The 12,809-nt window shown below is 68.1% G+C and carries 9 protein-coding genes; 8 read left to right on the top strand and 1 reads right to left on the bottom strand.

Features of this window, described 5'->3' with window-relative positions:
* From ASF18_RS24195 to ASF18_RS01560, 7 genes are all read left to right on the top strand, one after another.
* Positions 1-1,062, top strand: a 1,062-nt coding sequence (locus ASF18_RS24195; protein WP_210166748.1) for a calcium-binding protein, incomplete at its 5' end; no start/stop codon positions are given.
* A gap of 61 nt (positions 1,063-1,123) precedes the next feature.
* A complete protein-coding gene (locus tag ASF18_RS01585) occupies positions 1,124-2,890 on the top strand; it encodes a type I secretion system permease/ATPase (RefSeq protein WP_056348727.1) in 1,767 nt (588 codons plus the stop codon).
* Positions 2,887-6,144, top strand: a complete 3,258-nt coding sequence (locus ASF18_RS01580; RefSeq protein ID WP_056348724.1) for a cadherin-like domain-containing protein — start codon at positions 2,887-2,889, stop codon at positions 6,142-6,144. Before ASF18_RS01585 ends, ASF18_RS01580 begins: the two co-directional genes overlap by 4 nt.
* A 24-nt stretch (positions 6,145-6,168) precedes the next feature.
* Positions 6,169-7,515: an HlyD family type I secretion periplasmic adaptor subunit gene (locus tag ASF18_RS01575; RefSeq protein ID WP_056271948.1), complete on the top strand. Its 1,347-nt coding sequence runs from the start codon at positions 6,169-6,171 to the stop codon at positions 7,513-7,515.
* Positions 7,516-7,682: 167 nt separating this feature from the next.
* Complete coding sequence (locus ASF18_RS01570; protein WP_244472528.1) at positions 7,683-8,222, top strand: methanogen output domain 1-containing protein; 540 nt, start codon at positions 7,683-7,685, stop codon at positions 8,220-8,222.
* Between the two features lie 16 nt (positions 8,223-8,238).
* Positions 8,239-9,393, top strand: a complete 1,155-nt coding sequence (locus tag ASF18_RS01565; RefSeq protein ID WP_244472527.1) for a sensor histidine kinase — start codon at positions 8,239-8,241, stop codon at positions 9,391-9,393.
* Complete coding sequence (locus ASF18_RS01560) at positions 9,383-10,060, top strand: response regulator transcription factor (RefSeq protein ID WP_244472526.1); 678 nt, start codon at positions 9,383-9,385, stop codon at positions 10,058-10,060. Before ASF18_RS01565 ends, ASF18_RS01560 begins: the two co-directional genes overlap by 11 nt.
* A gap of 255 nt (positions 10,061-10,315) precedes the next feature.
* Here the strand turns inward: ASF18_RS01560 and ASF18_RS01555 are convergent, their stop codons facing one another.
* Positions 10,316-11,194, bottom strand: a complete 879-nt coding sequence (locus ASF18_RS01555; RefSeq protein ID WP_056216479.1) for a LysR family transcriptional regulator — start codon at positions 11,192-11,194, stop codon at positions 10,316-10,318.
* A 203-nt stretch (positions 11,195-11,397) separates the two neighbouring features.
* On the opposite strand from ASF18_RS01555, the gene ASF18_RS01550 reads away from it, so the two are divergent.
* Entirely contained in the window at positions 11,398-12,708 is a 1,311-nt protein-coding gene (locus ASF18_RS01550) for a dicarboxylate/amino acid:cation symporter (RefSeq protein WP_056216510.1), read from the top strand.
* Positions 12,709-12,809 lie beyond the last annotated feature (101 nt).

Raw genomic sequence — 12,809 nt, 5'->3', positions numbered from 1 at the left:
GACGACGGGGACGACTCGGACGACGGGGACGACTCGGACGACGGGGACGACTCGGACGACGGGACCACCGCTCCCGGGACGGGGGGAGGTTCGTCGGGCGGAGGCGCGACCGGGGGCACCACCGGTGGTGGGACGACCACACCCCCGGCCGAGCTTCCGGCAAGCCTGGTGGCCGGTACGACCGGCGATGATGTCCTGTCCGGGACGCCCGGCGCCGATACGCTCCTCGGCCTGTCCGGGGACGACAACATCCTTGCCGGCGACGGGGCCGACGTGATCCGCGGCGGTGACGGGAACGACTTCGTCGATGCCGGCGGCGGCCGCGACGTGGTCTTCGGCGGGGCCGGCGACGACGACATCCTCGCGGGCAGCGGCGACGACATGGTCTACGGCGACGCCGGCGCGGACCGCATCCTGGCGGGGGCCGGCAACGACCTCGTCACGGCCGGGGCCGGCAACGATACGGTGATCGGCGGCGACGGCAACGACCTGTTCGTGGCCGAGGTCGGGGATGGCGGCGACAGCTACTGGGGCGACGAGGTTGGGGGCGGCACCGGCGCCGACACCCTCGACATGTCGGCCATCACCGCCAACATCGCGGCCGACCTCGGCACGGGGCTCGCCGGGCGAGGCAGCGTCGCCAGCAGCCAATCCGGGTCCGATACCCTCTGGGGCATCGAGAACCTCGTGACCGGCTCCGGCGATGACACGATCACGGCCAGCGACGCCGTGAACGTGATGGATGGCGGCCGCGGGGCCGACACCTACCGCTTCGAGTCGGCCGCCGCGGCGAACGGCGACACCATCGCGAGCTTCCAGCCCGGCGACAAGGTCGACCTCAGCGGCATCGACGCGAACCAGGGCGTGGCGGGGAACCAGGCGTTCACGCTCGCGACTGGGGCGGCCTTCACCGGGGTCGGTGAGTTGCTGGTCACCCAGGAGCACCGGGCGGACGGGGACTACACCGTGGTGGCGGGCAACACCGGCGGCGACGCGGCCCCCGAGTTCAAGTTCAGCATCAAGGGAGCCCCGGCCGCGACGGCCGCGGACTTCGCCCTCTGACGTGGGAAAGGGCCCGGCGTCGGGCCCCTCCCGCCCAACCGCGCTCATGGGGGATTGAGACATGCGTTCCAGGGATCAGAAGCAACTCGCCCAGAAGCGAAGCACAGAGGCGCTGACCCGGCATTTCGGGATGCCGTTCGTGTTCCTCGTCGCGATGTCGGGCATCATCAACATCCTCGCCCTGACCGGGTCGTTCTACATGCTCCAGGTCTACGACCGGGCGCTGCCGAGCGGCAGCCTGCCGACCCTCGTCGGGCTCTCGACGCTTGCCATCGGCCTCTACGTCTTCCAGGGCCTGTTCGACGTCCTGCGCCAGCAGATCCTCGTGCGGATCGGGGCGCAGCTCGACCGCCGGATCGCGCCCCTGGCGCAGCGTGTCTCCATCGACATGCCGCGCTTCGGTTTCTCCACCGCGGAGGCGATGGAACGCAGCCGGGACGTCGACACGGTCCGCGGCTTCCTGGGAAGCCCGGGGCTCGTGGCGCTCTTCGACCTGCCCTGGACGCCGGTCTTCCTCGTCTTCGTCTACATGCTCCACCCCTGGCTCGGGGCACTCACCGTCGCCGGCGCCGCTCTCCTCACCCTCCTCACCATCCTCACCGAAGTGCTGACCCGGCGGTGGACGGGGGCGACCCAGCAGGCCGTGGTGGCCCGCAATGCCATCGCCGACTCGAACGCCCGCAACGCCGACGTCCTGAAGGCGATGGGGTTCGCGGAGCGGGCCGTCGACCGATACCGCCTCGCCAACAACGAGCACCTGGAGCTCCAGACCCGGACGACGGACATCACCGGAACCTTCGCCGCCATCTCTCGCGTCCTGCGCATGATCCTGCAATCGGCCGTGCTGGGGCTCGGGGCCTACCTCGTCATCGGCGGCGAGCTCTCCGCAGGGTCCATCATCGCGGCATCCATCACCTCGGCCCGCGCCCTGGCCCCCATCGACCAGACCGTGGGCAACTGGAAGGGCATCGCCGTGGCCCGCAAGGCCTTCGGGCGGCTGACGGAGACCCTCGTGGCCCTGTCCGGCCTCGACCGGCCGATGCCGTTGCCGATGCCGCACTCGTCCCTCCGCGTGGGGTCGATCACAGTGGCGGCGCCCGGCTCGGGGCGGGTGCTGCTGTCGGACGTCGCGTTCGAGCTCCAGGCGGGCCAGGCGCTGGGCGTCATCGGCCCCAGCGGCGGCGGTAAGACCACTCTGAGCCGGGCCCTGACGGGCATCTGGCCCCTCCTGCGCGGCGGCATCCGTCTCGACGGGGCCGACCTGTCGCAATGGGACGAGGACAGCCTCGGCCGCATCATCGGCTACCTGCCCCAGGAGGTCTGCCTGATGGACGCGACGGTCGAGGAGAACATCTCCCGCCTGGCGCAGGATGCCGATCCGGCCCTGGTCGTCGCCGCCGCCCGCGCCGCGGGTGTCCACGAGATGATCCTGCGGTTGCCCGACGGCTACCGCACCGAACTCGGCCCGTTCGGGACCGCCCTGTCCGGCGGCCAGCGCCAGCGCATCGCCCTCGCGCGGGCGTTGTACGGCAACCCCTTCCTGCTCGTGCTCGACGAGCCGAACTCCAACCTCGACGGCGAGGGCGAGGCGGCCCTGGCCGCCGCCATCCAGGGCGTGCGCGCCCGCGGCGGCATCGCGGTGGTGATCGCGCACCGACCGAGCGTGCTGGCGGCCGTCGACACCATCGCGGTCGTCCAGGACGGCAAGCTGACCGCCTTCGGGCCCAAGGAAGCCATTCTCGGCAAGGCCGTGCGCGACGCATCGGCCGGTGCCGATCCGGCCAAGATCGCAAGGGAGCGCTCCGTCATGGAGCGGGTGCCGGCATGATCATCGAGACGAAGGGCACGAAGACCGGCGAAGCCTCCCAGACCGGAGCGCAGAAGTACGCGCTGAAGGAAGCCGGCAAGTCGTCGACCACGCCCTACTACCTGGCCCTCGCGGTCGCTGCCGTGGCCGGATACCTGAAGTCCCTGTTCCACACCTCGGTTCATGCCGAGGTCGAGCCCAGCGCCGCCGGACACGAGACGAAGGCCGCACCCAAGCTCGTCGTCATGGCCTCGTCGGACGTGGATCCGGGCGAGACACCCGACGAGCATCACCTGCTGGGGTCATCCGGGGTCGTGCCCCAAACGGAGATGCCCTCACCGGAGTACGATGCCACCCACCTCCAAGCGCATACGCTCCATTTCGCCCGGCACGACCCCCAGCCGAACCTCAACGACTTCAAGGCGTCACCCGTCATCCCACGCCCCATCAACGACAATGCCGACCGGGCCCCCGGCGTCCGCGGCGGCGGCGGTGGCGGGGGGGGCCGGGACAAGGACAATGGTGACGAGGGAGCGGGATCCGAAAACCTCGATAATCCCGCGACCCGACCGCCCGGCGGGTTGGGCGACACCGATGACCTTCCCGGCGGCGGCAGGGGCACGCCGTCGGACGCGGACCGTCCCGCGGGACAGGATACCGCCGGCCCCGGCAAGCAGACCAACGGCGGGGACAGGGGAAACGGCGCCGACAATCCTCCCGGGTCCGGCGACGACGCGGGGAACGGCGCCGGCGCCGTCACGCCTCGTCCGGCCTCGAACGATGACGGGGACGGCTCTGCAGGCCGGCGCAACCGTGCGCCGACCACCAACGGCGCGGTCTACCTCGCCGACATGGCCGCCTGCGCGCTGCTTCCCATCGCCCTGTCCGACCTGCTCCGAAACGTCGAGGATCCCGATGGCGACAGCCTCTCGGTCCGCAACGTCACGGTCTCCTCCGGGTCGCTGGCCCGCGACGGCGACGGCTGGGTGTACGACGCCGATGGCCTCGGTCCGGTCACCATCACGTACGAGGTCACGGATGGCGAACTCGCCGTCACCCAGACGGCGGTCTTCAACGTCGTCGAACACGAGCCGATGAGCGGCACGGACGGCGACGACCTCTTGCTCGGAACGCTGTGCGCGGACGAGATCGACGGCCGGGGTGGCAACGACAACATCGACGCCCGTGCCTCGGCCGACATCATCGATGGCGGCGCCGGGGACGACCACATCGTCGGCGGCGCCGGGGACGACGTGATCCTGGGCGGCGACGGGAACGACGTCGTGCTCGCGGGGACGGGGGCGGATCGGGTCTCGGGGGGAAACGGCAACGACCGCCTCTTCGGCGAGGAGGGCGACGACATCCTGTTGGGCGACGCCGGGGACGACCTGCTCGACGGCGGAGATGGCAGCGATATCCTCGTCGGAGGGATGGGGAGCGACTTGCTCCTCGGCGAGGTGGGCGATGATCGCCTCGACGGGTCGGAGGGGGCCGACGTCGCGTTCGGCGGCGCCGGGCGCGACGTCGTTTCCGGCGGCCTCGGGGACGACCGTCTGGAAGGGGGCGATGGTAACGACGTCCTCTCCGACGGGCAGGGGCGGGACGTAGCCTTGGGGCAAGACGGGGACGACGTCCTCGTGGCGTCCCTGGACGGCGAGGCCGACCGTTTCGACGGCGGCGAAGGGACGGATACGCTCGATCTGTCGAGCCTTGATACCGATGTCGTGGTCGACCTGGTCGCCGGCACGGCCATTGGTCAGGGGTCGGGACGCGACACGGTCGCGTCCGTCGAGGTTGTCCGGGCAGGATCGGGCGACGATGTCCTGACCGGGAGCTCGGTGGGCGAGGTCCTCCGCGGAGGAGCCGGACGGGACACGGTGTCGGGCGGGGCCGGCAACGATCTCGTCGACGGCGGAGCGGACAACGATACCCTCGCGGACGGGACGGGATCGGATACGGTTCTCGGAGGCTCAGGCGACGATATCGTCATGGCTGCGCGTGACGGAGATTCCGACCGCTTCGATGGAGGCGACGGGACAGACACGTTCGACGTTTCCACGACCGCATCCGGTGTTACGGTTGATCTCACCGCTGGTACCTCGGTGGCCGCCGAGACTGGCCATGACCTCCTCGTCTCGATCGAGGACGTCCGGGGCGGATCTGGTGCCGACACGCTGTCGGGGAGCGCAGCCGCCAACACCCTCTCCGGTGGCGCGGGCCGCGACCACGTTTCGGGCGGGGCCGGAAACGACGGGCTCGACGGGGGCGACGGCGACGACACGATTCTCGACGGGGACGGCCGCGACATCGCGCTGGGCGGCACCGGCGATGACATCCTCATCGCATCGTCGGACGGGGAGGCCGACCGGTTCGACGGCGGTGTTGGTCTGGATACGCTCGACCTCTCCGGGACGCGGGCGGGCATCTCCGCCGACCTGCTCATAGGCATCGCGACCGGGGCCGAGACGGGACGGGACCTCCTCGATGGGCTGGAGGCGCTGATCGGTGGATCCGGCGACGATACCCTATCCGGCAGTGACGGGAGCAACCGCCTGATTGGCGGAGATGGGGATGACCTTATTGCGGGACGCGGGGGCGACGATCTCCTCGATGGCGGCTCGGGTCGCGATACGCTCCGCGACGGAGCCGGGTGTGATACCCTACGCGCGGGCGCCGGCGACGATCGGATCATCCTCGCGTTGGATGGCGACGACGACCATGTCGATGGCGATGACGGCTCGGATACGCTGGACCTGAGCAGCGCGACCGGAGACCTGCTCGTCGATCTCGTCAATCATGTCGTTTCGGGCACCGAGCTCGGAGAGGACAGGGTGGATTCCATTGAACGCATCGTAGCCGGATCGGGTGACGACCGCTTCATCATCGGCGACGACGATGTCGTGCTCACGGGCGGCGGCGGCAACGACGGCTACGGGTTCCACCCGCGCTCCGGGATCTCGGAGGCAACCCGTTCCGTCGAGATCACCGACTTCTCAGTCGGGGATTACGTCGACCTTCTGAGATGGTCCTTCTTCGAGAACGGGTCGGGCGTCGTCGGCCACTCGCTGTCCGAGGCGATGGACCGCAACGACGGCACCGTGTCGGGCATCCGCTACCGGGCCGCGCTCTTCGACGAGGGCGACGTGACCGTCATCTCGGCCGACCTCGACGGGAACGACTCCTTCGAGACGACCCTCGTCCTCGACGGCCACCACACCCTGCTCTTCGTCGAGAAGCCGACGGCCGCGTCACCGGCCAACACACCCATCCATTGATCCATCCATCGAAGGGACCGGACCATGAGTACGCGAACCATCGGTGTCCATCGCCCCAGGCCTCTCGACGGGATCGACCATGGGACGGACCCCTCCTTCTCCGTCATCCCCCGTATCGCCCTCGGGTTCGCGCTGGGCGTGAGCCTCCTGATCGGGGTGGGAGGATGGGCCGCGACGACCGACCTCAACGGCGCCATCATGGCACCGGGCGCGGTCACCGTCGATCAGAACGCCAAGGCGGTCCAGCACAGGGACGGGGGGGTCGTCGGCGCCATCCTTGTCCGAGACGGGCAGGCCGTGACGGCCGGTCAGATCCTCATCCGCATCGACGACGCCCAGACACGGGCCGAACTGGCGATCGTCCGGGGGCAACTGGTGGAGTTGTCGGCCAAGAAGGCGCGCCTGCTGGCCGAACGGGACGGGCTTCGCGACATCGCCTTCCCCGCGAGCATATCGGACGGCGCCGCGGAGGCGCTGGCCATCCTTGATGGCGAGAGCCGCCTGTTCCGTGGCAACCTCGCCAGCCGCGACAGCCAGCGCCAGCAGTTGGAGTTGCAGATCGGTCAGGTGGCCGAGGAGGTCGCAGGCCTGGTCAAGCAGAAGGATGCCAAGCGGGACGAGCTCGCGATCCTCACGAGCGAGCACGGCAAGCTGCAGGGCCTCGTCGACAAGCACCTGTTCGAGAGTTCGAAGTTCCTGCCCATCAGCCGCGACCGGCACCGCCTGACCGGTGAACAGGGGTCGCTGGAAGCCTCCATCGCCCGGGCCAAGGTGCGCACGAGCGAGATCCGGGTCCAGCTTCTGGCCATCACGGACACCGCGCGCACCGAGGCCCAGAAGGAACTCAGCGTCGTCGATGCCAAGCTCGCGGAATTGGGCAATCGGCGCATCGCCTTGGAGGATCGGCTGACGCGGACCGAGATCCGCGCGCCGGCCACGGGCGTCCTGCACGAGCTGAAGGCCTTCACCGTCGGCGGCGTGGTTACGCCGGCGGACGTGCTCGCGACCGTCGTGCCCGCGGACGCCATGCTCCGGATCGAGGTTCGCATTTCTCCGGCGAGCATCGACCAGATCGGTGTCGGCCGTCCGGCCAAGCTGCGGTTCACCGCCTTCAACCAGAGGACGACCCCCGAACTTAAGGGAAAGCTGACCTATGTCTCGCCGTCGACGACCAAAGGCGGCAAGGACGATGCCTTCTACGTCGGGTACGTCGAGCTGAATGAGGGGGAGTTGAACCGTCTGGGCGAGAGAGCCCGCTTGGTGCCCGGCATGCCCGTGGAGGTCCACGTCGCGACCGAGGAGCGCACGGCCCTCTCCTACCTCGTGAAGCCGATCCAGGATCAGTTCACACGCAGCTTCCGGGAGAGATGACAACACATATGATGCAGATGACTGCATATTCCGCCTCGATCTTCGATCGAGTCAGAATATGACGGGAAATATGTCATCCCTCGGTACTCCTACCGACTAAGACTTAGTGGTTTCGCTGCATCGATGTGCTACGAAGGTTGCAATAAGTCTGGAGGGGGAGGCCGCCGATGTGCCGAGAAGCCGTTGGCATCCCGGATTTCGAGAACGCACCGATTGGCATCGACCGAGAGGATTTCCTCGGCATGGTTTTCGGTGCCTTCGCCGGCGCCCTGGAGGATACCGTCGGCAGGTCGGAGGCCAGTGGCTTCATCGCCCTGGTCGGCATGGCCGTCTCGGAAGAGATCAAGGCGCGATACCTTCGGGTGGCGGGCCCCCGTCGGCTGGACCTCGTCGCCACCGTGGACGCCATGATCGACCTCAAGCGACGCCTGGGCGGGGATTTCTACGTCATCGAGACGACGCCCCGGCGCATCGTGCTCGGCAACCGACGCTGCCCGTTCGGCGACCTGGTGAAGAGGTCCCCCTCGATGTGCATGGTGACCTCGAACGTCTTTGGTCACATGGTTGCGGAGAGCCAAGGATATGGGCGAATCACGCTTGCAGATACCATCGCCCGCGGCGGCACGGGCTGCCGGATCGTCATTGACCTCGACCCTGATGCCCCCGACGAGGGAGGACAGGACTACTTCGGGACGGGTGACGTCTAGGTCCGACTTCGAGGCCTTGTTCGAGTTCGTCCCCGCTCCAATGCTCATCGTTTGGCGAGGCGGGGAGCTCCAAGCCGCCAACGCCTCGGCGCGCGAGGCGTTGGACGGTCTACGGATCGGCGACGTCCTACCCGTTCAGAAAGCCACCGAGGTGGAGTTCCGTCGCTATCTCGAGCGCTGCGCCTCCTCCTCCGCCACATTGCCCGGAACGCTCTTCCTCCAATGCGAGGACGGAAGTCTCGAGCGCCATTCCTGCCATGGCACGCGCGCGCGATTGGGCGGTTTCGAGGGCGGCACGCTCGTCGTGCTACATCTCGACGGGCTGGGGCTCGGCCGTCGGTTCGGGATCCTCGCCTCGAAGCTTTACGATGCCCGACGCGTCATGCTGGAACGCCGGCGGCGCACTCGGGAAATGCAGGCGTTGCTTCAGGAGCGAGAAGACCTGCTTGCTCGGCTCGAGGCGGACGCAGCCGCACGCGTGGGGGCCGAACGGGAACGCGACGAGGTGCTGACGCGGCTGTACCGCGCCGGGCAGGACGAGCGACGTCGGCTCGCGCGCGACCTTCATGATCATGCGGGCCAGCATCTGGTCGCCCTGAATTTCGGATTGCGACGTCTGCTGCCTTACCTCTCCAGCGACGATGCGCGCTCCGAACTCGACCGCCTCCTCGATCAAGCCCAGCAGGTGGGAGAGGCTCTGCGTCGCGTCACCCTGGAATTACGACCCGCGGCGCTCGACGAGTTCGGTTTCGTGACGGCGCTTCGCTACCTCGTGGAGGAGTGGAGCCGCACCACGCGCATCGCGACCGAGTTGCAGGTCAGCGGCAAGGAATTCCACCTGCCCGCCGAGCATGCCATCACGCTCTATCGCATCACGCAGGAGGCGCTCACCAACGTGGCCAAGCACGCGGGGCTGCCGAGCTACGTCTCGGTCGTCCTTCTGTTCAGCCCGGGACGCCTCACCCTCACGGTCGACGACGACGGCACGGGCTTCGAGGCCGACGATGCCTCGTCCCACTTGCTGGTCACCCAGGGCAAGCTCGGATTGATCGGGATGCGCGAACGCATGGCCCTCATCGGAGGCAGCCTGCAAGTCGAGTCCTCGCCCGGACAGGGTACGTCCGTGGTCGCGCGGATACGCCTGGGGAGTGACGTCGACCATGATGCCTGATCGCGCCCCGATCCGCATCGTGCTTGCGGACGACCACCCCGTCTTCCGCCACGGGGTCGCCGACCTCCTCAGCAACACGGGCCTCGTCGAGATCGTCGCGTCGGTGGACGGCGGCACGGCGGCGGTGCAGGCCATCGCGGACCTATCCCCGGACATCGCCATCCTGGACCTTGCCATGCCCGACATGAACGGCGTCGCGGTAATCCGCACGCTCGTCGACCGCCGGAGCAGGACCCGGGCGATCATCCTGAGCGTGTACGAGAGCCGGGTCTATGTCGACCAAGCGTTCGAGGCCGGGGCCTGCGCCTACGTCCTGAAGCGCTCGGCCTTCCTGAACATCGTGCAGGCCGTCGAGGCCGTGCGCGCCGGCGGGACCTACGTCGACCCGCTCCTTCCCGGGCACGGCTCCGCCCACCCAAGCCCGGTCGCCTGGACCCACGCCCACGAGGGCAAGTCCTCGCTCACGGAACGGGAGCGGGAGATCCTGAAATCCGTGGCCTACGGCTACACCAGCAAGGAGATCGGATCCCAGGTCGGGGCAACGGCGAAGGCCATCGAAGCCCAGAAGGGGCGAGCATGCTGCAAGCTGGGCATCACCAGCCGCGCGCAGATCGTCCAGTTCGCCATCCTGCAAGGTTGGCTGCAGGGTGAGATTCCCGTCCGGTGAGATCCTTCTACGGTCGTTCGGGGCGGCCAGGCTCGGTGGGAGACTGAAGGTTGTTTGAGGCCGGGTCTGCCATCTTGGACCGGGCCCTCGCACACTTCCGGCTTCCTACCTGCCGCGACGGTGAATTCGACGCCGTCATCCTCCAGGGCGCGGCGCACGGCCATGACCGTGTCGTGCCGGGGCCCGATGGCCGAACCCCGGTCCTCCGCACCTTCCCTCTCCACGCCCGATACTGCCAGCAGCGGCCTTCGCGAACTATGGTCTGGCGGAGCGAACACGGTCCAGGAAGTTGCCGATCAGAGGCCCGGCCTTCTCCCTCGGCCACAGGGCATAGACGTCGGCGTGGATCGGTTTCCCCCTGATGGGTTTGTAGACGACGTCCGCGTGCGCCAGGCGGGCGACGAATTCCGGAATGATGGCGATCCCGAGCCCCGTCGCGACGAGGCTCGTCAGCGAGGCGGCTTCGACGACCTGATGCGTGATGTCCGGGGTGAACCCGGCTTCGACGCAGCACTCCCAAAGATATTTCGCGAACAGCGAATCCGAGAGCCGCAGGAACACGAACCGCTCGCGGCTCAGATCGGCGAGGTCGATCGCCGCCGTCCTGGCCAGGCGGTGGCCTTTCGGCAGGACGAGGGTGACGGTCTCGCACCAGGCGCGTTCGCTGGCGAGGTCGAGGTCCTGGGGTGGGCTGCGCAGGAAACTGATGTCGGTCTGTCCAGCCTTCAGCATCGAGATCTGGCGGTCCGGCGACATTTCGTGGATCCGCAGATCGACGTCGGGATAGGTGACCGAGAAATCGCGGATGGCGCGCCCGAGGGGGCCGGCCAGCATCGACCCCGTCAGGCCGACATTGACGATGCCGGCCGCGCCGGCACCGATGGCGCGCGCGCGCCCGATGGCTTCACCGGACTTGTCCAGGATCTCGCGCGCCTGCGCGAGGAAGTCGGTGCCCGCCCGCGTCAACGACACGCGACGCGTCGTCCGTTCGAACAGCGCGGTGCCGACCTCCGCTTCGAGATCGCGGATCTGCTGGCTCAGGGGCGGCTGAGCGACACCGAGGCTCTCGGCGGCGGCGGTGAAGCTGAGATGGCGGGCGACGGCCACGAAGTAGCGGAGGTGCCGGAGTTCCATACGCTTAGTCATAGCGAGAAGATCTCAATCAAGACATATCAAATATTTGACGTCTAGATTTCCTGGCAACATGGTGCCGCCGCAACGGGGACACCCGAACGACCATGCAGGAAAATGCCAGCACGAATCCTGCAGAGCGGACGACACCGTGTCGAACCGGGGTGTCGGGACACGGAACGGCGCGAAGAGGTACAGGCGTTATGATGAAGCGGTTCTTCGCGTCGTTGTTCGGGCAGGTTGTCGCCGCCCTGGTACTCGGCATCGTCCTGGGCATGGTCTGGCCGAACTTTGCGGTCACGCTGAAGCCCCTCGGCGACGGCTTCATCAAGCTGATCAAGATGGCGATCGCACCGCTGGTCTTCGGCGTCGTCGTTCACGGCATCGTCGGCGCCGGCGACCTGCGGAAGGTCGGTCGCGTCGGGCTCAAGTCCCTGATCTACTTCGAGGCGGTGACGACCCTCGCCCTGGTGCTCGGCCTCGTCCTCGCCTACGCGTTCGCCCCCGGCCACGGCATGAACGTCGATGTGGCGACCTTGGACGCGAAATCGATCGCCGGCTACACCGACCGGGTCGGTCAGGTCACGGGAACCGTCGACTTCCTGATGAAGCTCATTCCGACCACGTTGGTCGATGCCTTCGCCAAGGGCGATATCCTGCAGGTTCTCATCATCGCGATCCTGTTCGGCTCCGGCCTGTCCCTTCTGGGCGAGCGCGGCAAGCCGCTGGCCGACAGCCTGGAGCGCATCACGGAGGTTCTGTTCAAGATCATCGGCTTCATCGTCAGGCTCGCCCCGCTCGGCGTGCTCGGCGCCGTCGCCTTCACGGTGGGCAAGTACGGCGTCGGCTCGCTGAAGCAGCTCGGCCTGCTGGTGGTGCTGTTCTACGCGGGCGTGGCGTTCTTCGTCTTCGTGGTGCTCGGCGGCATCCTGCGCCTGGCCGGCTTCAGCATCCTCAAGCTGCTCGCCTACCTGCGCGAGGAACTGACCGTCGTGGCCGGCACCGCCTCCTCGGACTGCGTGCTGCCGCAGGTCATGCGCAAGCTGGAGCGCCTCGGCATCAAGGATTCGACCGTCGGCCTCGTGATCCCGACCGGATATTCGTTCAACCTCGATGCCTTCTCACTCTACCTGACCCTCGCCACGGTGTTCATCGCCCAGGCCACCAACACGGATCTCTCCTTCGGACACCTGATGCTGATCCTCGGCATCGCGCTCCTGACCTCGAAGGGCGCGCACGGCGTGCCCGGCTCGGCCATCGTCGTGCTGGCCGCCACCCTGTCGGCGGTCCCGGAGATTCCCGTCATCGGACTGGTGCTCGTGCTGTCGATCGATTGGTTCGTCGGCATCGCCCGGGCGCTGGGCAACCTGATCGGCAACTGCGTGGCGACGGTGGTGATCGCCGCATGGGAAGGCGACATCGACCGGGCGCAGGCCCGGCGTGTCCTCGATGGCCACGGTACGACGGACACGGCCGCGATCCTCGAGACGCCGATCGCGGAACCACGTTCGGCCTGACGCCCCCCGACACCTGCCCCATGCGGTGGCACGGCTGCCAAGCCGGGCTGCCGCCAGTCCAACCCGGATCATCGGAGACGCCTTCATGACCGCCTCGCCCT

Origin of the sequence: Methylobacterium sp. Leaf89 (genome assembly GCF_001422215.1) — a bacterium.
In the GTDB taxonomy this organism is placed as follows: Bacteria; Pseudomonadota; Alphaproteobacteria; order Rhizobiales; family Beijerinckiaceae; genus Methylobacterium.
The sequence above is the reverse complement of the archived record's forward strand: the minus strand, read 5'-3'. Positions and strand labels throughout refer to the sequence as shown.